Consider the following 26,680-nt stretch of genomic DNA (forward strand, 5'->3'; position numbering starts at 1 on the left):
CGAGGATACGGGCCGTCGGCACGCCCCCGTGCCGACGGCCCCCGGCCCCGTGCCGACGGCTCCCGGCCCCGGTCAGGCCTCCAGCGCCGACAGGTCGAGGCGGGCCAGCCGCTCCGGGTCGGACAGGATGTACAGGCCGGTGATGAGGCCGTCGACGACGGTGACGTACGTGACCGACCGCGGACGTCCCTCGGTGACGGCGACGGTGCCCACCGCGCCGTTGACCAGGACGAGGCGTGCCGCCCCGGCGAGGTGGCGGAAGTGGAAGGCGCCGGTGGCGACCGTCCGGGCGCCGGCGACGACCTTGGAGGCGGCCGGGCCACGGCCCAGCGCACCGGCGTCCGCGCGCAGCACCACGTCCGGGTGGAGCACGGACACCAGCGCCTCGAAGTCCCCGGCGCGGCTCGCGGCGAGGAACGCCTCGACCGCCCGGCGCTGCCGGCCCAGGTCCGGGTCGGCGGCGGGGGTGGCGTCCCGCACCCGGCGCCGGGCCCGGCTGGCCAGCTGCCGGGTGGCGGCCGGGCTGCGCTCGACGATCCGCGCGATGTCGTCGAAGGGCACGGCGAACATGTCGTGCAGCACGAAAGCCAGCCGCTCGGCCGGTTCCAGGGTCTCCAGCACCACCAGCAGGGCGATGCCCACCGAGTCGGTGTGCAGGGCCTCCTGCTCCGGATCGGCCTGCGGCAGCGCCCGCACCACCGGGTCCGGCACGAAGGTGTCGAAGCCCTCGGCCATCGGCTCCTCGCGGCGCGCGGTCCGTGAGCGCAGCAGGTCCAGGCAGACCCGCCCGGTCACCGTGGTCAGCCAGGCGCCCAGGTTGTCGATGCCGTCGGCGCCGGTGCGGTCGAGGCGCAGCCACGCCTCCTGGACGGCGTCCTCCGCCTCGGCCGTCGAACCGAGCATGCGGTAGGCGACCGCCTTCAGCTGCCCCCGGTGCTCCTCGAACCGCTCGGCGAGACGCCCCTGTCCCGGCTCGCCCCACTCCCCCGCCATGCCGCTACCGCCCGAAGACTTCGAAGGTCACCGCCGGCTTTCCGCCGAACCGCTCCCCCGCGGACCGGGCGAAGCCGGTGAGGAAGCCGCGTACGTACGTCTCCGGGTCCTCCTCGGTCAGCACCTCGATGTACGTCCGGTGTTCGAGCAGCGAGCGCACCGCGCGCTCCAGACCCGGCGTGGCGTCCACGGCGTGCGTGGGCGAGGCGGATCCGGCGACCGCGACCCAGCGCACGCCGTCCCAGGGTTCGAGGCCCCGCTCGGTCAGCTCGGGGAAGATCCACCGGTTGCCCGCGTCGGACGCCGCGTCCAGCGTGGCGCGGCCCACGGCGACGTGGTCCGGGGTGTTCCAGGCGACGCCGCCCCAGGTGTCCCGGTGGTTGAGGGTGATGACCAGCTCGGGCCGGTACCGGCGGATCGCGGCGGCGATGTCGCGGCGCAGCGCGACGCCGTACTCGATGACCCCGTCCCGGTGGTCGAGGAACTCCACCTCGCTCACGCCGACGACCGCGGCGCTCGCCCGCTGCTCCCGTTCGCGCAGCGGGGCGCACTCGGCGGGCGCCATGGTGTCGATGCCCGCCTCGCCCCGGGTGGCGAGCACGTAGGTGACCTCCCGGCCCTCGTCGGTCCAGCCGGCGATCGCCGCCGAGCAGCCGTACTCCAGGTCGTCCGGGTGGGCGACGACGGCGAGGGCGCGGCTCCAGTCGCCGGGCATGGGCTCCAGTTGCGTGATCGTCGGCTCCGTCATGCCCGCACACTAACCCGCGCCGCCGGCATCCCACCCGAATATTCGGCCGCGCTCCGGTCAGGCCTCGTCGCGGGCCAGCGCGAGCAGCCGGTCCAGGACGCGGGGGCCGCCGGCCCGGACGCCGTCGTGCTCGAACTCGTCGGTCACCCAGGTGCGCAGTCCGCGGATCGCGCGGGCGGTGGTCAGGGCGTGGGCGGTGTCGACGTACATGTCGTCGTGGTAGACGGCCGCGGCGGCCGGTACCTCGTTGGCGGCGAGGCGGGCGGGGTCGTACAGCGGCGTCCAGTCGGTGCGGGCGGCGAGCAGTTCGGCGGTCTCGCGCAGGGGGCGCAGGGCCGGGTCGCAGTCGAACATCCAGGGGTGGACCGACTCGCCGGTGAACATCAGCGGTTCGTCGCCGGCGAGTGCCTTGGCGGCGTCGAAGCGGGGGAACTCGGCGCGGACCCGTTCGGCCGACCAGTCGGTGGGGCGGGCGTCCTGGCCGTAGATGGCCTCGTGGACGAGGGCGTACAGCGGGTGGCCGGCGTACGACAGCAGACCATGCGCCTGTTCCTGGAAGTCGTCGGAGAGTTCGTGTCCGCCGGGGGTGCGGACGAAGGCGTCCTCCAGGAGGAAGTGCAGGCGGTGGCTGCCCTCGCTGCCGCCGAGCAGGATGCCGAGGGACTGGAAGGCCTCGACGGTCAGCCGGTAGCCGCCCGGCAGGACCACGTCGTGGGTGAGCAGGTGGTCGGCGATGCGGCGGGCGCGTTCGACGTCCTGCGGGTAGCGGGCGTAGTGCGCGGCGACCTTGCGTTCGATACGGGGGTAGGCGGCCCGGTAGATCTCGTCGGCGTGGGCGTCCAGGGAGGGCAGGCCCCCGGTGATCAGGGCGGTGCTCAGGCCCTCGGGGGCGAGCGACAGGTAGGCGACGGTGCAGAAGCCGCCGAAGCTCTGGCCGAGGACGGTCCAGGGGGCGCCGCCGGTGACCTGGGGGCGGATGGCCTCGCAGTCGCGGACGATGGCGTCGGCGCGGAAGTGGGTGAGGTAGTCGGCCTGCTCGGCCGGGCCGCCGCGCAGCGGGAGGGTCTGGCGGTTGGCGGGCGTGGAGGCGCCGGTGCCGCGCTGGTCGAGCAGCAGGACGCGGAACTCCTTGAGGGCTCGGCCGAGCCAGGCGGGGCGGCCGATGAAACGGTTCGCCCCGAAGCCGGGACCGCCCTGGAGGTAGACCAGCCACGGAAGGTCCTGGTGCGCCTTGTCGCTCGCGACGGCCTCGCGCGCGTACAGCTCGATCGTCTCCCCGGAGGGGTCGCGGTGGTCGAGGGGCACGGTGAAACGGTGGTCGGTGAGGACGACACCTGGCTGGCGGTAGCTGACGCTCAACGGGGCTCCCGGGACGGACGGATGTGACGGTCGGATTTCTCGGCCGTGTCCCAGTTCAGCACACGGTCTTGCGGCGGCGGACCCCCGGGATCATGAAATCGTTCCGGGCGGCCGGTCAGCGGGCGGCGAGACTGGAGCGCCGCACCACCAGTTCGGGCTGGAGTACCACCCGGCGGTGCGGGTGGGTCCGGTCGGTGCCGTCCAGCTCCGTCTCCTCCAGGAGCAGCTCGGCCGCCATCGCGCCCATGGTGACGGCGGGCTGGCGCACGGAGGTGAGCGGGACGGCCGCCGCGGCGGCAAACTCGATGTCGTCGTAGCCGACGATCGCGAGGTCGTCGGGGACGCTTACCCCGGCCGCGTACAGGGCCTGGAGGACGCCCAGGGCGAGCAGGTCGTTGGCGCAGAAGACGGCGGTCGGCCGGTCGGCGAGCCCGAGCAGGCGGGCGCCGGCGTCGCGCCCGGCGGAGACGTCGAGGCGTTCGGTGGGCAGTTCGCGCAGCGCGTCGGGGCCGAGTCCGGCCTCGGCGAGCGCGGCGAGCGCGCCGGTACGGCGGTCGCGCACCTGGTTGAGTCCCGGCGGGCCGCTCACGTAGGCGATGGAGCGGTGTCCGGCGTCCACCAGGTGGCGCACGGCGAGCGCGCCGCCGGCGACGTCGTCGACGGAGACCGAGCACTCGGTGGTGCCCTCGGCGACCCGGTCGACCAGCACGAAGGGGATGTTGTGGCGCCGGAAACCCTCGATGTTGCGGCCGGTGGCGTCGGCGGGGGTGAGCAGGACGCCCCGGACCCGCTGCTCGGCGAAGAGCGAGAGGTACTCGGCCTCCTCGCCGGGGTTCTGGGCGCTGTTGCAGACCATCACACCGAGCCCGGCGTCCCGCGCGGCCCGCTCGGCGCCGCGCGCGACGTCCACGAAGAAGGGGTTGCCCATGTCGAGGACGAGCAGCCCCATGATCCGGCTGCGGCCCGCGCGCAGCTGGCGCGCGGACTCGCTGCGGACGTAGCCGAGCCGGTCGATCGCGGACAGCACCCGCGCGCGGGTCTCGGTCGCGACGGTGTCGGGCCGGTTGATGACGTTGGAGACCGTGCCCACGGAAACTCCGGCGGCGCGGGCGACGTCCTTGATACCCACGGAATGGGCCATCGGGCAGGGACCTCCGAGGTCGGGCCGGGTACGGGTGGGCGGCCGCAGGGCCTTCACACTACCTGCGCCGCCCCGGGAAGAGTCGCCTCAGGCGAGGTGGAACACCTCGGTCAGGGGCTTCATCGCCTCGTCGGGACGCGTCCCGTCCAGGGACTCGAAGAGCGGCCCCATCTCCGCCTGCCACCGGGCGTTCACCTCGGTGGCCTCCATGCCTGCCCGGGCGGCGGCGAAGTCCTCGGTCTCCAGGTAGCCGACGAGCAGGCCGTCGTCGCGCAGGAAGAGCGAGTAGTTGTGCCAGCCGGTGGCGGAGAGCGCCTCGCACATCTCCGGCCACACGGCTGCGTGGCGTTCGCGGTACTCCGCGATGCGGTCCCGGCGGACCTTGAGCAGGAAACAGACGCGTCGCATGAAGTACCGCTCCCGTACGCGAGGTGGAGGCTAGAAGTTGTACTGGTCGACGTTCTCGGCGGTGAAGACGGTCGGCTTGCCGAGGTTGATCACGCCGTCCTTGCCGATGGTGTACTCGCCCATGGCGCCGGCCTTGAAGGTCTCGCCCTCCTTGCCGGTGATCTGTCCGGAGGACAGGGCGACGGCGGTGCGCGCGGCCAGTTCACCGAGCTTGGCCGGGTCCCACAGCTCGAACGCCTCGACGGTGCCGTTCTTGACGTACTTGCGCATGTCGTTGGGCGTGCCGAGGCCGGTCAGCTTGACCTTGCCCTTGTACTTGGAGCCGGACAGGTACTGGGCGGCGGCCTTGATGCCGACGGTGGTCGGGGAGATGATCCCCTTCAGGTTCGGGTGCTCCTGGAGCAGGCCCTGGGTCTGCTGGAAGGACTTCTGCGCGTCGTCGTCACCGTAGGCGACCGTGACCAGCTTGATGTCCTTGTACTTTGGGTCCTTCAGCTCGTCCTTCATGATGTCGATCCAGGCGTTCTGGTTCGTCGCGGTCTGCGCGGCGGAGAGGATCGCGATCTCGCCCTTGTTGCCGATCTGCTCGGCGAGCAGCTGCACCTGGGTGCGGCCGAGGTCGTCGGCGGACGCCTGGGAGATGAAGGCGTTGCGGCACTCGGGGTTGGTGTCCGAGTCGTAGGTGACGACCTTGATGTCGTTCTTCATGGCCTGCTTGAGCGCGGTGCACAGGGCGCCCGGGTCCTGCGCGGAGACGGCCATGGCGTCGACCTGCTGCTGGGTGAGCGTGTTGACGTAGGAGACCTGGCCGGCGGTGTCGGTGCCGCTGGAGGTGCCGACCTCCTTGTAGCTGGAGCCGAGTTCCTTCAGTGCCTTCTCGCCGCCCTTGTCGGAGACGGTGAAGTAGGGGTTGTTGACCTGCTTGGGCAGGAAGCCGACGGTCAGCCCCTTCTTCGTCTCGGCGTTCGGATCGGCCTTCCCGGCGGTGGCGGCCTTGCCACCCTCGTCCTTGACGTCCTCCTTGGTGGTGCCACCGCAGGCGGTGGCGGCGAGGGCGAGGGAGGTGACAGCGGTGAGCACTACGCAGCTACGGCGGAGGGAGGACTTGCGCATGGTGGGTTTCCTTCTGACGGAGGGTGAGCGGAGCGCGCCCCGTCGGGGGCGCGGGACTGTTTCGACATGCGGCTCCGCCGCGTGGCCGCGACCAGCCACATGCGGCCCGCAGCCGTCGTACATCGCTAGGAGGTCAGCCTCTGCGCCCGCGCGACCGAGACCTGCCGAGCGACCCGAGGTCCCAGCACGGACAACACGAGCAGCACACCGGTCACGACGATCTGCGACTGCGCCGAGACATCCTGAAGACTCATCACGTTCTGCAACGCCCCGAGCAGGAACACCCCGGCGATCGCGCCGCCCAGCGTGCCCTTCCCGCCGTCGAAGTCGATGCCGCCCAGCAACACGGCCGCGACGACGGACAGTTCGAGCCCCGTGGCGTTGTCGTACCGCGCACTCGCGTAGTGCAGTGCCCAGAAGACCCCGGTCAGCGCGGACATCAGCCCGGTCAGCGTGAAGAGAATCAGCTTCTGCCGCCGGACCCGGATCCCGGCGAACCGCGCGGCCTCCTCGCTGGCGCCGACCGCGAACAGCGCCCGGCCGAACGGCATGGCGTGCAGGGCGACCACGGCGATGGCCAGCAGCACGAGGAACGGCAGGAAGGCGTACGGGACGAACGTGTCGCCGATCCGGCCGGCCGCGAAGTCCAGGTACTGCGAGGGGAAGTCGGTGACCGCGTCGGAGCCGAGCACGATCTGCGCGATGCCCCGGTAGGCCGCCAGGGTGCCGATCGTCACGGCGAGGGAGGGCAGGCCGAGCCGGGTGACCAGCAGCCCGTTGACCAGGCCGCAGACGACGCCGAGCAGCAGGCAGACCGGGATGATCGCCTCGATGGTCATGCCCTGGTTCCACAGGGCGCCCATCACCGCGCCGGAGAGACCGGCGGTCGAGGCGACCGACAGGTCGATCTCGCCGGAGACGACCAGCAGGGTCATCGGCAGGGCGATGAGCGCGATCGGCAGCGTGTTGCCGATGAGGAAGGACAGGTTGAGGGCGTTGCCGAAGCCGTCGACGAAGCCGAAGGAGAACAGCAGGACCACGATGAGCAGGGCACCCACGGCGGTGTCCCAGCGGATCGCTCGCGCGAAAGAGCCGTCAGCCATGGCGTGCGTTCCTCTTCTTCAGGGCGTTGGCCACGCGCAGCGCGACGATCCGGTCGACGGCGATGGCGAGGATGAGCAGGATGCCGTTGATGGCCAGCACCCACACGGAGCTGACGCCGAGCGCGGGCAGCACGCTGTTGATCGAGGTCAGCAGCAGCGCGCCGAGGGCCGCGCCGTAGACGCTGCCGGAGCCGCCGGTGAAGACGACGCCGCCGACCACCACCGCGCTGACGACGGTCAGTTCGTAGCCGTTGCCGGTGCCGGAGTCGACGTTGCCGAAGCGCGCCAGGTAGAGGGCGCCGGCGAGTCCGGCGAGGGCACCGCAGAAGGTGTACGCGGCGAGGATCCGTTTGCGCACGGGGATGCCGGCCAGCCGGGCGGCCTCGGGGTTGGAGCCGAGCGCGTACAGCTCGCGTCCGCCGCCGAAGTGCTTGAGGTAGTACGCCGTGGCGACCAGCACGGCGAGCGCGATCAGCGCCAGCCACGGCACGGCCCAGATTCCCCCGGAGCCGAAGTCGACGAAGCCGCCGGGCAGGTCGGCCGCGGTGATCTGGCGGGAGCCGACCCAGATGGAGTCGATGCCGCGGATGATGTAGAGGGTGCCGAGGGTGACGACCAGCGCCGGGACCTGGCCGAGGCTGACGAGCAGGCCGTTGAGGAGGCCGAAGCCGACGCCCATCAGGACAGCGAGGACCACGGCGACGAACGGGTTGCCGCCGCCCTGGAGATACGTACCGGCGGCGAAGGCGCTGATGCCGAGGGTGGAGCCGACCGACAGGTCGACGTTGCGGGTGATGACGACCAGTGACTGGCCGGTGGCGACCAGCACCAGGATGGTCGCGTTGAGCAGCAGGTCCTTGATGCCCTGTTCGGACAGGAACTCGCTGTTCCCGGCCTGGGTGACGCCGATCATCACCAGGAAGACCAGCAGGATCGCCAGTTCGCGCATCTTGAAGATGCGGTCGACCAGGCGGGTGGCGCCGGCCTTGGGGATGTCGGCCACGGGGCTCGGGTCGGGTGCGGTCACCGTCATGCGGCTGCCCTCCCCGTGGCTGCGGCCATCACGGTCTCCTCGGTGGCGTCGGTGCGGGGTATCTCGGCGGTCAGCCGCCCCTCGTGCATCACGAGGACGCGGTCGGCCATGCCGAGGACCTCCGGCAGGTCGGAGGAGATCATCAGTACGGCCACGCCGTCGGCGGCCAGTTCGCTCAGCAGCCGGTGCACCTCGGCCTTGGTGCCGACGTCGATGCCGCGGGTCGGCTCGTCGACGATCAGCACCTTGGGTCCGGTGGCCAGCCACTTGGCGAGGACGACCTTCTGCTGGTTTCCGCCGGAGAGGGTCGAGACGGTGTCGGCGATGCGGGCGTACTTGACCTGGAGCCTGACGGCCCAGTCGAGGGAGCGGCTGCGCTCGGCGCCGCGGTCCATGAACCCGCCCCGCACCGTCGTACGGAGCCCGGTGAGGCCGATGTTGCGCTCGATGGACATGCCCATCACCAGGCCCTGGGCGCGCCGGTCCTCCGGGACGAGGGCGAGGCCGGCGGCCATCGCGGTGGAGGGGGCGCCGTTGACCAGCGGCCTGCCGTCGACCTCCACCGTCCCGGCGTCCCAGCGGTCGACGCCGAAGACGGAGCGGGCGACCTCGGTGCGCCCGGCGCCGACCAGTCCGGCGAGGGCGACGATCTCACCGCGGCGCACCTCGAAGGAGACGTCGGTGAACACGCCCTCGCGGGTCAGCCGGCGCACGCTGAGGGCGACTTCGCCGGCCCGGACCTCCTGCTTCGGGTACAGCTCGTCGAGGTCGCGGCCGACCATGCGGCGCACCAGGTCGTCCTCGGTCATGCCGTCCAGCGGCTCACTGGAGATCCGGGCGCCGTCGCGCAGCGTGGTGACACGGGCGCAGATGCGGAAGATCTCCTCCAGGCGGTGGGAGATGAACAGCACGGCGGCGCCCTGCTCGCGCAGGCTGCGTACGACGCCGAAGAGCCGGGCGACCTCGCTGCCGGTGAGGGCGGCGGTCGGCTCGTCCATGATCAGGACGCGGGCGTCGAACGAGAGGGCCTTGGCGATCTCCACGATCTGCTGGTCCGCGATGGACAGGCCGCGCGCGGGGCGGTCGGGGTCCAGCTCGACGCCGAGGCGCCGCATCAGGTCCGCGGTGGCGTCGTGGGTCGCCCGGTGGTCGATGCGGCCGAGCGCGCGCCGGGGCTGGCGGCCCATGAAGATGTTCTCGGCGATCGACAGGTCGGGGAAGAGGGTGGGCTCCTGGTAGATCACGGCGATGCCGGCGTCGCGGGCGTCGCCGGGACCGTGGAAGACGATCGGCGCGCCGTCGAGCAGCACCTGGCCGGCGTCCGGCCGGTGCACTCCGGCGAGCGTCTTGATGAGGGTCGACTTTCCGGCGCCGTTCTCGCCGGCGAGGGCGTGCACCTCGCCGGGGAACAGGTCCAGGGAGACGTCCCGCAGCGCGCGGACCGCGCCGTAGGACTTGGAGACGTCCCTGAGCGCCAGAACCGGGGCCGTACCCGTGTCGGACGGGTGGGTCATTGGGGGCTCCTCGACGACGCCGGCGGGACGGCCCTCACGGCGTCGTGAAAGGTTTCAACTCGGTTGCCGGGGACGTTAGGCAGCGAGGCCATGTCACGTCAATGGTTCCGGATCGAAAAACTCGCGATATCCGAAGGTCACGACCGAGTCACGGACAGCGGGGTCGGCCGGGAGGGTTGACACCCCTGCGGACGGCTCATAGCTTCGCGTTCTGAATCGTTTCATAGGTGGTCGTGCGCACAGCGGGCCACGACCCGACGTCACAGGAGCCCCGAAGTGACCGAACCAGCCGCGGTGAAGGCAGCGCTCAAGACCCAGGCCGTCGAGACTCCGTCGTGGGCGTACGGGAACTCGGGCACCCGCTTCAAGGTGTTCGCCCAGGCCGGTGTCCCGCGCGACCCGTTCGAGAAACTGGACGACGCGGCCAAGGTGCACGAGTTCACCGGCGTCGCCCCGACCGTGGCCCTGCACATCCCGTGGGACCGGGTCGAGGACTACGCCGCGCTGGCCAGGCATGCCGAGGACCGCGGGGTACGGGTCGGCGCCATCAACTCGAACACCTTCCAGGACGACGACTACAAGCTGGGCAGCATCTGCCACCCCGACGCGGCGGTGCGCAGGAAGGCCGTCGACCACCTGCTGGAGTGCGTCGACATCATGGACGCCACCGGGTCCCGGGACCTGAAGCTGTGGTTCGCCGACGGCACCAACTATCCCGGGCAGGACGACATCCGGTCCCGGCAGGACAGGCTCGCCGACGGGCTGGCCGAGGTGTACGAGCGGCTCGGCGAGGGGCAGCGGATGCTGCTGGAGTACAAGCTCTTCGAGCCGGCGTTCTACACGACGGACGTGCCGGACTGGGGCACGGCGTACGCGCACTGCCTGAAGCTGGGCGAGAAGGCGCAGGTCGTGGTCGACACGGGGCACCACGCGCCGGGCACGAACATCGAGTTCATCGTGGCGACGCTGCTGCGCGAGGGGAAGCTCGGCGGGTTCGACTTCAACTCGCGCTTCTACGCGGACGACGACCTGATGGTCGGCGCGGCCGATCCGTTCCAGCTCTTCCGGATCATGTACGAGGTGGTGCGTGGGGGCGGGTTCTCGTCGGACGTGGCGTTCATGCTCGACCAGTGCCACAACATCGAGGCGAAGATCCCGGCGATCATCCGGTCGGTCACGAACGTGCAGGAGGCCACGGCGAAGGCGCTGCTGGTCGACGGGGCGGCGCTGGCCGCTGCGCAGGCCGACGGGGATGTGCTGGAGGCCAACGCGGTGCTGATGGACGCGTACAACACGGACGTGCGTCCGCTGCTTCGTGAGGTGCGGGGGGAGATGGGTCTCGACCCTGAGCCCATGAAGGCGTACCGCGCCTGCGGGTGGGCCGAGAAGGTCGTCGCCGAGCGGGTGGGTGGGCAGCAGGCGGGGTGGGGGGCGTAGGCGTCTGCCGGGTTTGTGTTGTTCGCGGGCTGCGGGTTGTCCGTGGTTGATCGCGCAGTTCCCCGCGCCCCTTACGGGGCGCTTCTCCCTCCCTCTCTCGTAAGGACTGGAAGACATGGCTGTCCACCCCGAAGCCGAAGCACTCCTCGCCCGTTCGCATCGGCTCGGTGCTGACCCCCGTAACACCAACTACGCCGGCGGCAACGCCTCCGCGAAGGGTGTCGGGACCGATCCCGTCACCGGAGGTGATGTCGAGCTGATGTGGGTCAAGGGGTCCGGTGGGGATCTCGGGACGCTCACCGAGGGCGGGCTCGCGGTGTTGCGGCTGGACCGGATGCGGGCGCTCAAGGACGTCTACCCGGGCGTCGGGCGTGAGGACGAGATGGTCGCCGCGTTCGACTACTGCCTGCACGGCAAGGGCGGCGCGGCGCCCTCCATCGACACGGCGATGCACGGGCTCGTCGAGGCCGCGCACGTGGACCACCTCCACCCCGACTCCGGGATCGCGCTGGCCTGCGCGGCCGACGGCGAGAAGCTGACCGCCGAGTGCTTCGGCGACACCGTGGTGTGGGTGCCGTGGCGGCGGCCCGGGTTCCATCTGGGGCTGGACATCGCGGCGGTCAAGGAGGCCAATCCGGCGGCGATCGGGTGCGTGCTCGGCGGGCACGGCATCACCGCCTGGGGCGACACCTCCGAGGAGTGCGAGCGCAATTCGCTGCACATCATCCGCACCGCGGAACGGTTCCTCCAGGAGCGCGGGAAGGCCGAGCCGTTCGGGCCGGTGATCGAGGGCTACGAGGCGTTGGCCGAGGGCGACCGGCGCGAGCGGGCGGCGGCGCTGGCTCCGTACGTGCGCTCTCTCGCCTCCCGGGACCGGCCGCAGGTCGGCCACTTCACCGACACGGACGTGGTGCTCGACTTCCTCGCGCGTGCCGAACACCCGCGGCTCGCGGCCCTCGGCACCTCCTGCCCCGACCACTTCCTGCGCACCAAGGTCCGCCCGCTGGTCCTGGACCTCCCCCCGAGCGCCCCGCTGGACGAGACGGTGGCGCGGCTGAAGGAGCTGCACGCCGCCTACCGCGAGGAGTACGCCGCCTACTACCACCGGCACGCCGAACCCGGTTCGCCCGCGATGCGCGGCGCCGACCCGGCGATCGTCCTGGTGCCGGGCGTCGGCATGTTCAGCTTCGGCAAGGACAAGCAGACCGCCCGGGTGGCCGGCGAGTTCTACGTCAACGCGATCAACGTGATGCGCGGCGCGGAGGCCGTGTCGGCGTACGCGCCGATCGAGGAGTCGGAGAAGTTCCGCATCGAGTACTGGGCGCTGGAGGAGGCCAAGCTCCGGCGGATGCCGAGGCCCAAGCCGCTGGCGACGCGGGTCGCGCTGGTCACCGGCGCGGGCAGCGGGATCGGGAGGGCGATCGCGCGACGGCTGGCCGAGGAGGGTGCCTGCGTGGTGGTGGCCGACCTGAACGCCTCGAACGCGGCGGAGGTGGCCGAGGAGCTGGGCGGGGCGGACCGGGCCGTCGCGGTGACCGTCGACGTCACCTCCGAGGAGCAGATCGCCGACGCCTTCAGGGCGGCGGTGCTCGCCTTCGGCGGCGTCGACCTGGTGGTCAACAACGCGGGGATCTCCATCTCCAAGCCGCTGCTGGAGACCACCGCGAAGGACTGGGACCTCCAGCACGACATCATGGCCCGCGGCTCCTTCCTCGTCTCGCGCGAGGCGGCGCGGGTGATGACCGCGCAGGAACTCGGCGGCGACATCGTCTACATCGCCTCGAAGAACGCGGTCTTCGCCGGGCCGAACAACATCGCCTACTCCGCGACCAAGGCCGACCAGGCCCACCAGGTGCGGCTGCTCGCCGCCGAGCTGGGCGAGCACGGCATCCGGGTCAACGGCGTCAACCCGGACGGCGTGGTGCGCGGCTCCGGCATCTTCGCGGGCGGCTGGGGCGCCCAGCGGGCCGCCGTGTACGGGGTGCCCGAGGAGAAGCTGGGCGAGTTCTACGCGCAGCGCACACTGCTCAAGCGCGAGGTGCTGCCCGAGCACGTCGCGAACGCCGTGTTCGCGCTGACCGGCGGCGACCTGACCCACACCACCGGCCTGCACGTCCCGGTGGACGCCGGCGTGGCCGCCGCGTTCCTGCGATGAGCGGTGCGAGGGACGCCGGCACGAGGGCGTACGCCGCGGTCGACCTCGGCGCGTCCAGCGGGCGCGTCATGGTCGGCCGCGTCGGCCCCGACCGGCTGGAGCTGACCGAGGCGCACCGCTTCCCCAACCGTCCGGTGCGCACGCCCGAAGGGCTGCACTGGGACATCCTGGGGCTGTACGCGGGCGTGCTGGACGGCCTGCGGGCGGCGGGGCGGGTGGACTCGGTGGGCGTCGACAGCTGGGCCGTCGACCACGGCCTGCTCGACGCGGACGGAGCGCTCCTCGGCAATCCGGTGCACTACCGCGACCCCCGCACCGAGGGCGTCGCGCAGCGGGTGTGGGAGACGCTGCCCGCCCCGGAGCTGTACGCGGCGACCGGGTTGCAGTACGCCCCCTTCAACACCCTGTACCAGCTCGTCGCCGCCCGCGGCACGGCCCGGTTCGCGGCCGCCCGGCGGCTGTTGCTGGTGCCGGACCTGCTGACGTACTGGCTGACCGGGGAGCAGGGCACGGAGCTGACCAACGCCTCCACCACCCAGCTGATCGACCCCCGCACCCGGGACTGGTCGCGGGAGGTGGCGGACCGGGCGGGCATCGACCTCGGCCTGTTCGCGCCGCTGCGGCGGCCGGGGGACGCGGCGGGCCTGCTGAGGCCCGAGGTGCTGGAGCAGACGGGGCTCACCGGGCCCGTGCCGGTGACGGCGGTCGGCTCGCACGACACCGCGTCCGCGGTGGCCGCCGTACCGGCCGCGGACGAGCGGTTCGCCTACATCTGCACCGGCACCTGGTCGCTGGCGGGTCTGGAGCTGACCGCCCCGGTGCTGACCGAGGAGAGCCGCGCCGCCAACTTCACCAATGAGCTGGGGCTGGACGGCACGGTCCGCTACCTGCGCAACATCATGGGGCTGTGGCTGCTCCAGGAGTGCGTACGGGCGTGGGGCGAGCCCGATCTGGGCGGACTGCTGCGCGCGGCGGCCCGGGTGCCCGCGCTGCGCTCGGTGGTGGACGCGGGCGACCCCGCGTTCCTGGCGCCGGGGCGGATGCCGGAGCGGATCGCCGAGGCGTGCCGTGCCTCCGGGCAGCCGGTGCCGGCGTCGCCCCCCGAGGTGACCCGCTGCATCCTCGACTCGCTGGCGCTGGCCCACCGCAGGGCGGTCGAGGACGCCCAGCGGCTCGCCGCGCACCCGGTGGACGTCGTGCACGTCGTCGGCGGGGGCACCCGCAACGCGCTGCTGTGCCAGCTGACGGCCGACGCCTGCGGACTGCCCGTGGTGGCGGGGCCGACGGAGGCCGCCGCGCTCGGCAACGTCCTCGTGCAGGCGCGCGCCCACGGCCTGGTGGACGATCTCGCCGGAACGCGGCGGCTGCTGGCCCGCACCCAGTCGCTGACCCGGTACGAGCCGCGCGGTGGCACGGCACGCTGGCGGGCGGCCGAGGCCCGACTTGCCGACCGGTGAGCCGGGGCTCCCCCGGCGCCGCCGTACGGACTACCCTGCACTCATCATTCATCCGATGATCGAACATGAGGAGTCGCGATGCGTGTCGCCCTGTTCCTGACCTGCGTCAACGACACGCTCTATCCGGACACCGGCCGTGCCGTGCTGAGGCTGCTCACCAGACTGGGCGTCGACGTCGACTTCCCGATGGCGCAGACCTGTTGCGGACAGGCGCACTACAACACCGGTTACCGGCACGAGGCCGAGCCGCTGGCCCGGCGCTTCGCCGACGTCTTCGCCGAGTACGACGCGGTCGTGACGCCGTCGGGTTCGTGCGGCGCGATGGTGCGGGAGCTGTATCCGCGCATGGGCGAGCGGGCGCGGGCGGAGGGGCGCGGGGACACGCTCGCGGCGACGCTGGCGCCGGTGGTGCCGAAGACGTACGAGCTGACGGAGTTCCTGGTGGACGTGCTCGGGGTGACGGACGTCGGGGCGTACTACCCGCACACGGTGACCTACCACCCGACCTGCCACGGACTGCGCAGCCTGGGCCTGGGCGACCGGCCCCGGCGGCTCCTGGAGTCGGTGAAGGGCCTGGAACTGCTGGAGCTGCCGGGGGCCGAGGAGTGCTGCGGCTTCGGCGGTACCTTCGCCGTGAAGAACTCCGACGTGTCGGCGGCGATGGGCGCGGACAAGGTGCGCAACGCCGAGTCGACGGGCGCCGAGGTGCTGTGCGCCGCGGACAACTCCTGTCTGATGCACATCGGCGGGACGATGGCGCGGCTGCGCACGGGCATGCGCCCGGTGCACATCGCGGAGATCCTGGCGAGCACGGAGGAGGCGGCGGCCGTATGAGCGGGACGTATCTGGGGATGCCGGCCTTTCCCGAGGCGGCGCGGGAGGCCGTGGGCAACACCACCCTGCGCGGCAATCTGCGCCACGCCACGCACACCATCCGGGACAAGCGGGCCCGCGCGGTCGCGGAACTGGAGGACTGGGCGGAGCTGCGCGAGGCCGGTAAGCGCGTCAAGGACCACACCCTGCGCCATCTCGACCGGTATCTGGTGCAGCTGGAGGAGGCGGTCACGGCCGCGGGCGGGACGGTGCACTGGGCCGCCGACGCGGACGAGGCCAACGAGATCGTCGCCCGGCTGGTCGAGGAGACCGGTGAGAGCGAGGTCGTCAAGGTCAAGTCGATGGCGACGCAGGAGATCGGTCTCAACGAGGCGCTGGAGGCCCGGGGCATTAACGCCTACGAGACCGATCTGGCCGAGCTGATCGTGCAGTTGGGCAAGGACCGGCCCTCGCACATCCTGGTGCCGGCCATCCATCGCAACCGGGGCGAGATCCGGGACATCTTCCGCTCCGAGATGAGCGAGTGGGGCCGCCCGGCGCCCGAGGGCCTGACCGACACACCGGCCGAACTCGCGGAGGCGGCACGGCTGCACCTGCGGGAGAAGTTCCTGCGGGCCAAGGTCGGCATCTCCGGCGCCAACTTCATGGTCGCCGAGACCGGCACGCTGGTGGTCGTGGAGTCCGAGGGCAACGGACGGATGTGCCTGACCCTGCCGGAGACGCTGATCTCGGTCGTCGGCATCGAGAAGATCGTGCCGACCTGGCGGGACCTGGAGGTCTTCCTCCAGACCCTCCCCCGCTCCTCGACCGCCGAGCGCATGAACCCGTACACCTCCATGTGGACGGGCACCAGGGACGGCGAGGCCGGGGAAGGGGACGGCCCGCGCGCCTTCCACCTGGTCCTGCTGGACAACGGCCGCACCGACACCCTCGCCGACGAGGTCGGCCGCCAGGCACTGCGCTGCATCCGCTGCTCGGCCTGCCTGAACGTGTGCCCGGTGTACGAGCGGGCCGGCGGCCACGCCTACGGCTCGGTCTACCCTGGCCCGATCGGCGCCATCCTCAGCCCCCAACTGCGCGGTACGGGCAGCGAGATCGACGCCTCCCTGCCGTACGCGTCCTCGCTGTGCGGTGCCTGCTACGAGGTGTGCCCGGTCGCCATCGACATCCCCGAGGTGCTGGTGCATCTGCGGGAGCGGGTGGTGCAGGGCGGGCCCGCGGTGCGGGAGGGCAACCGGGTCGTGCTGAAACCGGCGAGGGGCCACGCCGCCGAACGGGCGGCGATGCGGGCGGCGCGGTGGGCCTTCACCCGTCCGGGGGCGCTGCGGACCGGGCAGCGCCTTGCCTCGCGCAGCCGCCGTCTGCATCCGCGCACCCTGCCGGGCCCCGGACGGGCGTGGAGCGGCAGCCGGGACCTGCCACCGGTGCCTCCGGAGCCGTTCCGGGACTGGTGGCAGCGCACGCACGGCGGAAGGGACGAGGCGAAGTGAGCAGCAGGGAACGCATCCTGGGACGGGTGCGGCGCGCCCTCGCCGACGCGCCGGCCGACGAGGTGCCCGTCGCACGGGACTACCTGCGCGAGCACGGGCGGCGGACCACCGGGCAGACGGTGGATCTGCTCGCCGAGAACCTCGCGGACTACCGGGCGATCGTGCACCGGTGCGCGGACGGTGAGCTGCCCGCGCTGCTCGCCGGTCTGCTGTCGGCGCGCGGCTCGCGGAGCGTGCTGGTGCCGCCGGGGCTGGAGCCGGGCTGGCTGGCGGAGGCGGGGGCGAGCCCGGTCCCGGACGAGGCGGCGAGTACGGCGCCGGAGCTGGACCGGGTGGACAGCGTGGTCACCGGCTGCGCGGTCGCCGTCGCCGAGACCGGCACGATCGTGCTGGACGGCTCGCCCGACCAGGGGCGCCGGCGCATCACCCTCGTGCCCGACCACCACATCTGCGTCGTGCGCGTACCAGACCAGGTGGTCTCCTCCGTCCCGCAGGCCCTCGAACGCCTCGACCCGGCCCGTCCGCTGACGTGGATCTCCGGTCCGTCGGCGACCAGCGACATCGAGCTGGACCGGGTCGAGGGGGTGCACGGTCCGCGCACCCTGGAAGTGGTGCTGGTGGGCGGTCAGCCGAGCGGGAACGTCACCTCGTAGCGCCCGGAGGGCAGCCGATAGGAGACGGTGCCGTCCTCGGCGCCCAGGTACTCCACCCCGTCGACCCGGGCCAGCGGGGTCCGGCCCGCGCGGACGCCGTCCGGGTCGGCCGTGGGAAGGCGCAGGGTGGCGGTGGAGTTGGCGGGGACGGCGGCCCGGTGATGGACCGTGCGCCCCCGTATGGTCCACTCGCTGCGGATCTCGCCGTACGGCGACAGGTGCGAGCCGGTGACGTGCTTGATGCGGCCGGTGGGGTCGAGGTGCGGGCGGAGCCGGAAGTGCCGGAAGCCCGGGTGGTCCGGGTCGCGGGCGATGCCGGCCATGGATTCGTACATCCATTCCATGACGGCGCCGTAGGAGTAGTGGTTGAAGGAGTTCATCTCGACCGGTCCGAAGCCGTCCTCCTTCGAGTACGAGTTCCAGCGCTCCCAGATGGTGGTGGCGCCGTTGTCGACGGAGTACAGCCAGGACGGCATCGCGTTCTGGTGGAGCAGCGCGTAGGCCAGGTCGGCGCGGCCCTCGTCGGTGAGGACCGGGGCGAGGACGTTCACGCCGAGGAAGCCGACGGAGAGGGTGTTCTCGGCGTACTGGACGCGGGTGCTGCCGGGGTGGGCCTCCTTGTAGGCGGCGTCGTTGCCGATGTTCTCCGCGAGCAGGCCGACGAGGGCCCGGCGCTGTGCCTCGGTGTCGTAGAAGCCGAGTTTGAGGACCCAGAGGAGGGCGGTCTGGCTGTCGTCCTCGGGGTCGGGGCCGTTGATCGGTTTGCCGCCGCGGCTGGAGCGGACGGTGACCTTGCCGTCCGCCGTGTCCAGGTAGGCGGCCATGAAGGCGCGGCGGATACCGGCGAAGAGGCGGTCGTAGGTGTCGGCCTCGCCGGCGCGGCCGGTGGCGCGGGCCATGTGGGCCATCAGGCGGACGCTGTAGCCGTAGTAGACGTCGCTCATGAGCTGGGTGCCGGTGCTCTGCGGGGCCAGCCAGTCGGCGAACAGGGCGCCCTGGCCGGTGTGGCCGTCGGCGCTGCGGCCGCGGATCCAGTCGACGTAGCGGGTCATCGCCTCCCAGCTGCGGTCGACGACGGTGCGGTCGCCGGTCATCTGCCACACCGTCCACGGGACGACCACTCCGCAGTCGGCCCAGCCGCTGACCGGTTGCGCGGCGTTGTAGCGGTTGCCCGGTGAGACGGCGGTGAACTGGGCGCCGTCGACGCCGTAGATCCGCTGGGAGTCGATCAGGTTGTCCTGGAAGTGGCTGAGGAAGGTGACGGCGTCGGCGTTGTAGAGGCCGGTGGCGGCGAAGACCTGGGTGTCGCCGGTCCAGCCGAGGCGCTCGTCGCGCTGCGGGCAGTCGGTGGGCACCCAGAAGTAGTTGCCGCGCTGTCCCCACCGGACGTTGCCGATCAGCTGGTTGACCTTGGCGTCGTCGGTGGTGACCGTGCCGGTGTCGTGGACGGCGGAGGTGGCGACCCGGCCGGTCAGCGCGGTGAGCGTGACCTCGGCCGTGGTGGTGACGGAGACGTAGCGGAATCCGTAGAACGTGAGGGAGTCCTGGTGCGTCTCGCCCGTCGGGTCGCCCTTGAGGACGTAGGTGCTGGTGGCCTTGGCCGAGCGCAGGTTGGCCCGGTAGACGGAGCCCTCGGGGCCGTCGGCGCCCGCGCTGGTGTCGTTGAGCATCTCGCCGAAGGTGAGGACGACCTGGGCGCCGGACGGGCCGCGCAGGCTGTAGCGGGGGACGCCGACCATGTTCTGGCCGAGGTCGAGGACCGCGGTCTCGCCGGGCCGCAGGACGACCTGCGCGCGGGCGGCGCGGCCGGGGTCGGTGACGGTGCGCTCGGGGTCGGCGACGACGCGGCCCCTGCCGTTCGGGCTACCCTCCTGGCCGGTGACGCCCGTGTGGACGGTGACGGAGCGCGGGCGCAGGTCCCACTCGGGCACGATGCGGGCCGATTCGCCGGGATGGGCGACGACTCGGGCGTCCGGGAACCGGGCGGCGAGGTCGTGTTCGGCGACCTCGGCCCAGCCGGAGGTGTCGTAGCCGCCCGCCGCCCAGCCGGGCAGCTCCCGGCGGGCGTCGTAGGTCTGGCCGTCGTAGATGTCGTCGGCGCGCCAGGGACCGGTGTCGGTGGCCCGCCAGCCGTCGTCCGGGGCGGTGACGAGGCTCTGCGTGGTGCCGTCGGCGTAGCGGATCAGCAGTTTCGCCTTCAGGGCGAGCGGGTTTCCGTCCGCCGAGTAGTACGTACTGCCCTCGGAGACGCGGCTGTTGTACCAGCCGTTGCCGAGCACCGCGCCGAGGGTGACCCGCGAACGGTCGGCCGTCACCAGGTCGGTGACGTCGTAGGTGAGGTAGTCGACCCGGGCGTCGTAGTTGGTCCAGCCCGGGGTCAGCAGTTCGGCGGTGCTGCCGTCGCCGTGCGGTACCTCGACGCGCCGCCCGTTGACGTACGCGTCGTACACGCCGAGCGCCGAGACGTACAGCCGGGCCTCGGCGACCCGGGCGCGGCGCAGCGGCTCCTGGCGGCGCAGGAGTGGGGCTCCGGCGCTGTTCGGCGCCTTGCCGGCCATGCCGATCCAGCGGGCGCCGTCCCAGTGGGTGACGCCGTCGGTGCCGAGCAGGCCGGTCTCGAAGCGGGCGGCGGGGGCGGTGCGGGCGCGGCCGTGCTCGTCCCAGACCGTCACCGTCCAGTGGTAGCGGGTCGTGGCGCGCAGGCCGGGCCCCGCGTAGGGCACGGCCACCGAGTCGGGTGAGGTGACGCGGCCGCTGTCCCACACGTCCGTGCGGCCGGCGGCGAGGCGGCGCGGGTCGGTGGCCACCAGGATCCGGTACGCGGTCTGCCTGCGGCCCCGGGCGGTGGAGTGCGTGCGCCAGCCGAAGCGCGGGCGGGGGGCGTCGGTGCCGAGCGGGTTCGTGCGGTGTTCCGTGGTCAGGCCGGTCACCGAGGTGCCGCCCCCGTCGGCGGGGGTCTCGACCGGTGCGGCCGTGGCGGGGGATGCGGCGCCCGCCTGGTAGGCCATGACCGCCGGCAGCGCGCCGAGCGTGGTGGCCAGGACCGTTCTGCGCCGCACCGTGGTGCGCTCCTCGTGCTCTCCGTGCACTCCGTCCTCCATGCCGTCATCCCTTTCGGCCGTCGGTATTCCCGGGGAGTTGTATCGATTCAGAGCGAACGACGGCGAACCTAGTGACAGTTCCGGCAGGTGTCCACGGGTCGAACCGAAATATTTCGACCGCTGCACTTCAGACAACTTTTGAAACTTTTCAAAACCGGATTGAACCGTTCATCCTCCGACGGGACGTCACCGGTGAGCGGCGGGCCGCGCCCGCGTCTAGCGTGAGGTCATGATCCGGTTCGAGGACGTCACCAAGCGCTATCCGGACGGGACGACGGCCGTGGACGGCCTGAGTCTGGAGGTGGCCGAGGGCGAGCTGGTCACGCTCGTCGGCCCGTCGGGCTGCGGCAAGACGACCACGATGATGATGGTGAACCGGCTGATCGAGCCGACCTCGGGGCGCATCCTCGTGGACGGCGAGGACGTGGCGAGCGTCGACCCGGTGCGGCTGCGGCGGCGGATCGGGTACGTCATCCAGCAGGTGGGGCTCTTCCCGCACCGGACGGTGCTGGACAACACGGCGACGGTGCCGGCGCTGGTCGGCTGGAAACGGGCGAAGGCGCGGGAGCGGGCCGCCGAGCTGCTCGACCTGGTCGGCCTGGACCCGGCCCGGTTCGGGCCGCGCTATCCGGACCAGCTCTCCGGCGGGCAGCGGCAGCGGGTCGGCGTGGCGCGGGCGCTGGCCGCCGATCCGCCCGTGCTGCTGATGGACGAACCGTTCGGGGCGGTCGACCCGGTGGTACGGGCGCAGTTGCAGGACGAGTTCCTGCGGATGCAGGCCGCGGTGCGCAAGACGGTGCTGCTGGTCACGCACGACATCGAGGAGGCGGTGCGGCTGGGCGACCGGATCGCCGTGTACGGGGAGGGACGCATCGAGCAGTACGACACGCCCGGCGCGGTGCTCGGCACTCCCGCGACGCCTTACGTCGCCTCCTTCGTGGGCGCGGACCGCGGCCTGAAGCGGCTGTCGGTGACCGAGGTCGAGCCGGGCGACCTGGAACAGCCGCCGGTGGCGCGGCTGGACGAGCCGGCCGGGCGGGCCGCCGCCGGACTGCGGGCGCGGGGAGCGCGGTGGGCCGTCGTCCTGGACGACGAGGGCGAACTGCACGGCTGGGTCGGTGTCGACGACCTCGGCACGGACGGGACGGTCGGCGCGCACGCCCGCCGGATGAAGGCGTGGGTGCCGGTGGGCGCGCCGCTGAAGCAGGCGTTCGGGGTGATGCTCCAGCACGACGCGGGCTGGGTCGCGGTCCTGGACGGGGCCCGCTTCCTCGGCGTCCTGACGCCCGCCAAGCTGCACGAGGCGCTGCGCAGGTCGGTCGACGCGGACGCGCTGGGGGTGCCGCGGGACGAGGTGCCGTTCGACTCGGTGGCGGACGCCTGAGGGGTGGGTGCCGCGGCCGTCAGCCCTTCAGCAGGCCCTTGTCCCGGAGGTAGGAACGGGCCACGTCCTCCGGCAGCCGGCGCCAGCTGTCCACCTGTTGGTTCAGGTCGGCCAGGTCGGCCGTGGTCAGCACCGCGTTGAGCTGGTCGAGCGCCTTGGTGACGCCCTTGCCGCCCGCCCGGGCCCGGTTGACGACCGGGACGATGTAGTCGGCGTTCTGGAGCTTCTTGTCGTCGGCGAGCAGCACCAGGCCGAAGGCGTCCAGGGTGGCGTCCGTGGTGGTGGTCAGCACGAGCTGGTCCTCGCCGTTCTGCACCGCCCGTTTCGCCTGCGTCGTGCCGACGCCCTTGGGGTCGACGGCCGTGATGTCGATGCCGTACGTCTCGCGCAGTCCCGGCGCGCAGTACGGCCGCTCCACGCACTCGTCGCCCGCCGCGAGCCGCACCTCCAGTCCCGAGTCCCCGAGGTCGCCGAGGGTCTTCAGACCGTGCCGGCGGGCGTAGGACCCGCTCACCGCGAAGGCGTTCTGGTCCACCGCCCGGCCGGGGTCCAGGACGGTGAGTCCGCGGGGCGCGGCCAGCCCGCGCAGCGCCCGCATCGTGGTGTCCAGGTCGGGCGAGCCGACCGGGGGCGCGTCGGCGCCGCGGCTCTTGGCGTTCAGCCAGTCGGCGAAGGTGGCGGCGTACTCGGGGACGACGTCGATCTGCCCGGACTCCAGGGCGGGTTCGTACAGCTCGCGGTTGGCGACCGTGATCAGCGACGTCTCGTACCCGGCGTCGCTCAGCAGCAGGGCGTACATCTGGGCCAGCAGGTCGCTCTCGGTGAATCCGGCGGACCCGACGGTCAGCCGTCGGCTGTCGCCGGGCGGCGCGGTGACCGACCCGCGGTCCTCCAGGGACGGGCCGGTGGCGCATCCGGTGAGGACCAGGAGGACCAGGAGGACCGTGGGGGCCGGCCCGCGTCGGGTCTGGGGCGGGCGGGTCATCCCGCGCCTCTCGCCCACCGCGGGGACAGCCGTTCGGCGAGTTCGAAGAGGCCCTCGACGACCAGCGCGAAGGCGGCGACGAGGACGGCACCGGCCACGACCTGCGGCGTGCTGGCGAGGTTGAACCCCGCGGTGATGATCCTGCCCAGCCCTCCCCCGCCCGCGAGGGCGGCGATGGTGGCGGTCGCGACGAGCTGGACGGCGGCGATGCGTACCCCGTTCATCACCATGGGAAGCGCAAGGGGCAGTTCCACGCGGAAGAGCATCTGCCGCCCCGTCATCCCCATGCCGCGGGCCGCCTGGACCACGCCCCGGTCGACCTCGCGCATGCCGACGTAGGCGTTGGTGAGCAGCGGCGGCACGGCGAACAGCACGAGGGCGACGACGGTCGGGCCCTCGCCCCAGCGGCCCACGGGGGTGAGGAGCAGCAGGACCAGCACGGCGAAGGTGGGGACGGCCCGGCCGACGTTGGAGATGTTGACGGCCAGGGCGCCGCCCCTGCCGAGATGGCCGAGGACCAGGGCGACCGGCAGGGCGATCAGGCAGCTGATGACCAGGCAGACGACGGTGAGGACGAGGTGCTGCACGAGACGGTGCGTGATGCCGTTCTCGCCCGGCCAGTGCGCGGGGTCGGTGAGCCAGTCCCAGGCCGCCGTCAGTGTGGTCATCCGCGGGCCGCCCTGGTCCAGGGGGTCATCAGCCGCTGGGCGCCGAGCAGCAGCAGGTCGGCGGCGACGGCGATCAGCACGCACAGCACGGAGGCGGTCAGCACCTGTGCCTTGAAGTAGGTGTTCATCCCCGAGTAGATGAGGTTGCCGAGACCGCCGAAGCCGACGATCGCCCCCACCGTCAGCAGCGACACCGCGGAGACGGTCGCGATCCGCAGGCCGGCCATCGCGGCGGGCAGCGCCAGCGGCAGTTCGACGGCCAGCAGCAGCCGGACCGGGCCGTAGCCCATGCCGCGCGCCGCCTGCCGGATCTCCTCGGGCACCGCCCGCAGCCCGGCGAGGATGTTGCGGACCAGGAGCGTCAGTGAGTACAGCACCAGCCCGGCGACGACGAGGCTCGCCGACAGCCCGTACACCGGCAGGAGCAGGGAGAACATGGCCAGGGACGGGATCGTGTACAGGATCGTGGTCACGGCCAGCACGGGCCCGGCCGCCCAGCGGCGGCGGCGCGCCAGCACCGCGAGCGGCAGGGCGACGACGAGCGCGACGAGCACCGAGGCTGCGGTCAGCTCCAGGTGCTGGAGCACGGCGTCGAGGAGGATCTCACGGCGGGTGCTCAGATACTCCCCGCAGATCCACTCGTTGCGCGCGAGACAGTCGTCCGGAGGTGCGGTCACCTTCCCATTGCATCGGCCCCGCGCGGCGGCGGGCGCGTTGTGGTGGCCCGTACGGGGCGCCGGCCACCGGACGGTGGTGTCGCTGAGTACACCCCCCGATACGGGTTCTGCGCCCAGTGTGGCCCGGCCCGCCGCTCCGTAGCGTCTTGGACGAGGCACCGCACAGGGCGTGCCACCCGGAAGGTGATGACGATGTTCCGTTCCCGCACACGCGGCGGCCACGACCAGGGCCCCGCCCCCGAGGCCCTCCGGCTCGTCAAGGTGACCCGGACCTACGGCTCCGAGGAGAACGCCGTGACCGCCCTGGACGGAGTCACCCTGAGCCTGGGCCGCGGCACGTTCACGGCGGTCATGGGACCGTCGGGCTCGGGCAAGTCCACGCTGCTGCAGTGCGCGGCGGGGCTCGACCGGCCGGACAGCGGCATCGTGTGGGTGGACGGCGCGGAGCTGACCGGGGGCACCGAGGCGGAGCTGACCAAGTTCCGGCGCGGCCGGGTCGGGTTCGTGTTCCAGCAGTACAACCTGCTGGACACGCTGACGGTCGCGCAGAACACGGTGCTCCCGCTCAAGCTCGCCGGACGCCGCGTCGACCGCGGCCGGGCCCGCGAGATCCTGACCACCGTCGGTCTCGGGGACCGGCTGGGGCACCGCCCCGCCCAGCTCTCCGGCGGTCAGCGGCAGCGGGTGGCGATCGCCCGCGCCCTGGTCACCGAGCCCCGGGTGATCTTCGCCGACGAGCCGACGGGCGCGCTGGACACGCGCAGCGCCCGGCAGGTGATGCTGCTGCTCCAGGAGGCGGTGCGGGTGCACGCGCGGACCGTGGTGATGGTGACGCACGACCCGGTCGCCGCCTCGTACGCGGACTCCGTGGTGTTCCTCGCCGACGGACGGCTGGCGGGGCGGATGGACGCGCCGACTCCGAACGCGGTCGCGGAGCGGCTGGCGCACCTGGGCGACACCGTGACGGCGGGGGTGTGAGCGATGCTGGCACTGGCCCTTCGGTCGATCCGGCAGCGCCCCGGACGGTTCCTCGCGACGCTGCTGTCCGCCTTCCTGGGCGCGGCGGTCGTCATGACGTTCAACTCGATGCACGACACGGCCGGGCAGGACGGCGTCGACGCGGTCAGCTCGGAGACGCTGGGCACAGCCGCGGGCGTCGTCGGCGGCTACGGCACCCTGCTGGTGTTCTTCGCGGTGGCGTCCACGCTGACGGTCAACGTGCGCCAGCGCACCGCCGAACTGGAGCTGCTGCGCTGCTCGGGGGCGACCCCGGCGCAGATCAAACGGATGGTCGTGGGTGAGGCGGTGGCCGTGGCGCTGGCGGGCGCCGTGCTGGCGGTCGGCCCGGCGATGCTCGGCGGGCGGGCGCTGCTGGAGATGTTCCAGGACAGCGGGCAGGTCGCGCACTCCGTCGACTACTCCTTCGGCCCGATCGCGCTGATCAGCGGCGTGGACATCACGCTGCTCGCCGCCGCGGGCGCCGCCTTCCTGGCGGTGCGGCGGGTGACGCGGGCCAGCAGGGAGCGGGCCGGGGCCAAGCGGTTCCTGGCGTACGCCGCGCTGGTCACCGGCGCCGCGGGCGCCGGCTCCACCTTCCTGTTCTCCGCGACGGACGAGATGCTGATGGCACCGCCGGCCTACGGGGCGATCCTGCTGTCGGTCGGTCTGGCGCTGCTCTCACCCGGGCTGCTGCGGGGCGTGCTGGACCGGCTGCCGCTGAGCGGCCCGAGCGGCTGGCTGGCCGTGCGCAACCTGCGCGAGCGGTCCGAGCACCTCGCCGGGATCCTGGTGTCGCTGATCCTGTTCACGGCGGTGTCGACGGCGACGCTCACCATGCAGGCGGTGGAGAGCGACGCGGTGGCGGCCTCGGGGCTGGTCAAGTCGGTCGACGCGAAGAACCTGGAGACGCTGAACCTGACGGTGGTCGGCATCATCGCGGTGTTCGTCTGCGTGATGCTGGTGAACTCGCTGTACGCGGCGACGACGTACCGCTCCCGTGAGTTCGGGCAGCAGCGGCTGGCGGGCGCGACACCCGGGCAGGTGCTGCGCGTGGTGGCCGCCGAGGGCGTCGTCCTGACGCTCACCGGGGTGTTCTTCGGCACGGTGGCCGCGCTGGCCGGCGTGGTGCCGTTCACGGTGGTCCGCACCGACGCGGTGCTGCCGGACCAGTTCCTCGGCGTCTGGCTCGCGATGGCCTCGGTGTCGGCGGCGGTGACGCTGGGGACGAGCGTGGGGACGGCCCGGCGGGTGCTGCGCACGCCGGCGGTGGGGGCGGTGACACTCGCCGCGTGAGCCGGGCACGGGAAGGGAGGGGCGACCGCGGTCGCCCCTCCCTTCGGCCTTCCCGTGACAGCGGAGGTGAACAAGCGCTTAGATAGAGGCGTGTACGTAGCGGCTGCACGCACCGCCACAGAGCTGGAGGCCCCC

At 72.4% G+C, this 26,680-nt stretch carries 22 protein-coding genes; 9 read left to right on the forward strand and 13 right to left on the reverse strand.

Annotation, left to right across the window (positions count from 1 at the left end):
• Window positions 1–72 precede the first annotated feature (72 nt).
• The 9 genes from sigJ to ACZ67M_RS19290 all read right to left on the reverse strand — a co-directional run bounded on the left by sigJ (window position 73) and on the right by ACZ67M_RS19290 (window position 9,412).
• Entirely contained in the window at window positions 73–993 is a 921-nt protein-coding gene (gene sigJ, locus ACZ67M_RS19250; RefSeq protein ID WP_361359517.1) for an RNA polymerase sigma factor SigJ, read from the reverse strand.
• Between the two features lie 4 nt (window positions 994–997).
• On the reverse strand, window positions 998–1,741 hold the full coding sequence (locus tag ACZ67M_RS19255; RefSeq protein WP_361359514.1) for a PIG-L deacetylase family protein: 744 nt from the start codon (window positions 1,739–1,741) through the stop codon (window positions 998–1,000).
• 57 nt (window positions 1,742–1,798) lie between these two features.
• A complete protein-coding gene (locus tag ACZ67M_RS19260) occupies window positions 1,799–3,100 on the reverse strand; it encodes an alpha/beta fold hydrolase (RefSeq protein ID WP_469851860.1) in 1,302 nt (433 codons plus the stop codon).
• Window positions 3,101–3,215: 115 nt separating this feature from the next.
• Window positions 3,216–4,241 (reverse strand): LacI family DNA-binding transcriptional regulator, encoded by a 1,026-nt coding sequence (locus ACZ67M_RS19265; protein WP_361359508.1) that lies wholly within the window; start codon window positions 4,239–4,241, stop codon window positions 3,216–3,218.
• An 87-nt stretch (window positions 4,242–4,328) separates the two neighbouring features.
• Window positions 4,329–4,649: an L-rhamnose mutarotase gene (locus tag ACZ67M_RS19270; RefSeq protein ID WP_122615244.1), complete on the reverse strand. Its 321-nt coding sequence runs from the start codon at window positions 4,647–4,649 to the stop codon at window positions 4,329–4,331.
• A 30-nt stretch (window positions 4,650–4,679) separates the two neighbouring features.
• Window positions 4,680–5,762: a rhamnose ABC transporter substrate-binding protein gene (gene rhaS, locus ACZ67M_RS19275; RefSeq protein WP_392017109.1), complete on the reverse strand. Its 1,083-nt coding sequence runs from the start codon at window positions 5,760–5,762 to the stop codon at window positions 4,680–4,682.
• 125 nt (window positions 5,763–5,887) lie between these two features.
• Entirely contained in the window at window positions 5,888–6,865 is a 978-nt protein-coding gene (locus ACZ67M_RS19280) for an ABC transporter permease (protein WP_361359502.1), read from the reverse strand.
• Window positions 6,858–7,898: an ABC transporter permease gene (locus ACZ67M_RS19285; RefSeq protein ID WP_361359499.1), complete on the reverse strand. Its 1,041-nt coding sequence runs from the start codon at window positions 7,896–7,898 to the stop codon at window positions 6,858–6,860. The genes ACZ67M_RS19280 and ACZ67M_RS19285 overlap by 8 nt, the downstream gene beginning before the upstream one ends.
• The gene (locus ACZ67M_RS19290; protein WP_469851862.1) at window positions 7,895–9,412 is read right to left on the reverse strand and encodes a sugar ABC transporter ATP-binding protein; all 1,518 of its coding nucleotides are present in this window, start codon (window positions 9,410–9,412) and stop codon (window positions 7,895–7,897) included. The genes ACZ67M_RS19285 and ACZ67M_RS19290 overlap by 4 nt, the downstream gene beginning before the upstream one ends.
• Window positions 9,413–9,688: 276 nt before the next feature.
• On the opposite strand from ACZ67M_RS19290, the gene rhaI reads away from it, so the two are divergent.
• From rhaI to ACZ67M_RS19320, 6 genes are all read left to right on the forward strand, one after another.
• On the forward strand, window positions 9,689–10,849 hold the full coding sequence (gene rhaI, locus ACZ67M_RS19295) for an L-rhamnose isomerase (RefSeq protein ID WP_361359494.1): 1,161 nt from the start codon (window positions 9,689–9,691) through the stop codon (window positions 10,847–10,849).
• Between the two features lie 115 nt (window positions 10,850–10,964).
• A complete protein-coding gene (locus tag ACZ67M_RS19300) occupies window positions 10,965–13,004 on the forward strand; it encodes a bifunctional aldolase/short-chain dehydrogenase (RefSeq protein ID WP_469851863.1) in 2,040 nt (679 codons plus the stop codon).
• Window positions 13,001–14,461 carry a rhamnulokinase gene (locus ACZ67M_RS19305; RefSeq protein ID WP_392239784.1) on the forward strand — a complete coding sequence of 487 codons (1,461 nt, stop codon included), beginning with the start codon at window positions 13,001–13,003 and terminating at the stop codon, window positions 14,459–14,461. Before ACZ67M_RS19300 ends, ACZ67M_RS19305 begins: the two co-directional genes overlap by 4 nt.
• Before the next feature lie 78 nt (window positions 14,462–14,539).
• Complete coding sequence (locus ACZ67M_RS19310; protein ID WP_392104162.1) at window positions 14,540–15,295, forward strand: (Fe-S)-binding protein; 756 nt, start codon at window positions 14,540–14,542, stop codon at window positions 15,293–15,295.
• Window positions 15,292–16,785 carry a LutB/LldF family L-lactate oxidation iron-sulfur protein gene (locus ACZ67M_RS19315; protein WP_469851866.1) on the forward strand — a complete coding sequence of 498 codons (1,494 nt, stop codon included), beginning with the start codon at window positions 15,292–15,294 and terminating at the stop codon, window positions 16,783–16,785. Before ACZ67M_RS19310 ends, ACZ67M_RS19315 begins: the two co-directional genes overlap by 4 nt.
• Window positions 16,782–17,438: a LutC/YkgG family protein gene (locus ACZ67M_RS19320; protein WP_392017088.1), complete on the forward strand. Its 657-nt coding sequence runs from the start codon at window positions 16,782–16,784 to the stop codon at window positions 17,436–17,438. Before ACZ67M_RS19315 ends, ACZ67M_RS19320 begins: the two co-directional genes overlap by 4 nt.
• Here ACZ67M_RS19320 and ACZ67M_RS19325 read toward each other — a convergent pair.
• A complete protein-coding gene (locus ACZ67M_RS19325) occupies window positions 17,411–20,539 on the reverse strand; it encodes a family 78 glycoside hydrolase catalytic domain (RefSeq protein ID WP_469851867.1) in 3,129 nt (1,042 codons plus the stop codon). The genes ACZ67M_RS19320 and ACZ67M_RS19325 overlap by 28 nt on opposite strands.
• A gap of 229 nt (window positions 20,540–20,768) precedes the next feature.
• On the opposite strand from ACZ67M_RS19325, the gene ACZ67M_RS19330 reads away from it, so the two are divergent.
• Window positions 20,769–21,923, forward strand: coding sequence for an ABC transporter ATP-binding protein (locus tag ACZ67M_RS19330; RefSeq protein WP_469851869.1), 1,155 nt, complete (start codon window positions 20,769–20,771; stop codon window positions 21,921–21,923).
• 19 nt (window positions 21,924–21,942) lie between these two features.
• Here ACZ67M_RS19330 and ACZ67M_RS19335 read toward each other — a convergent pair whose 3' ends face one another.
• From ACZ67M_RS19335 to ACZ67M_RS19345, 3 genes are read right to left on the reverse strand one after another with little or no spacing between them, the layout of a single operon-like run.
• A complete protein-coding gene (locus ACZ67M_RS19335) occupies window positions 21,943–22,908 on the reverse strand; it encodes an ABC transporter substrate-binding protein (RefSeq protein WP_469851871.1) in 966 nt (321 codons plus the stop codon).
• Complete coding sequence (locus ACZ67M_RS19340; protein ID WP_361359468.1) at window positions 22,905–23,576, reverse strand: ABC transporter permease; 672 nt, start codon at window positions 23,574–23,576, stop codon at window positions 22,905–22,907. Before ACZ67M_RS19340 ends, ACZ67M_RS19335 begins: the two co-directional genes overlap by 4 nt.
• Window positions 23,573–24,253, reverse strand: coding sequence for an ABC transporter permease (locus tag ACZ67M_RS19345; RefSeq protein ID WP_122615259.1), 681 nt, complete (start codon window positions 24,251–24,253; stop codon window positions 23,573–23,575). The genes ACZ67M_RS19340 and ACZ67M_RS19345 overlap by 4 nt, the downstream gene beginning before the upstream one ends.
• Before the next feature lie 186 nt (window positions 24,254–24,439).
• On the opposite strand from ACZ67M_RS19345, the gene ACZ67M_RS19350 reads away from it, so the two are divergent.
• Together ACZ67M_RS19350 and ACZ67M_RS19355 are read left to right on the forward strand one after the other, a co-directional pair.
• Window positions 24,440–25,231: an ABC transporter ATP-binding protein gene (locus tag ACZ67M_RS19350; protein ID WP_469851873.1), complete on the forward strand. Its 792-nt coding sequence runs from the start codon at window positions 24,440–24,442 to the stop codon at window positions 25,229–25,231.
• Window positions 25,232–25,234: 3 nt separating this feature from the next.
• Window positions 25,235–26,545, forward strand: a complete 1,311-nt coding sequence (locus ACZ67M_RS19355; protein WP_469851874.1) for an FtsX-like permease family protein — start codon at window positions 25,235–25,237, stop codon at window positions 26,543–26,545.
• Window positions 26,546–26,680 lie beyond the last annotated feature (135 nt).

It is taken from the genome of Streptomyces sp. NPDC107500, from assembly GCF_055582785.1.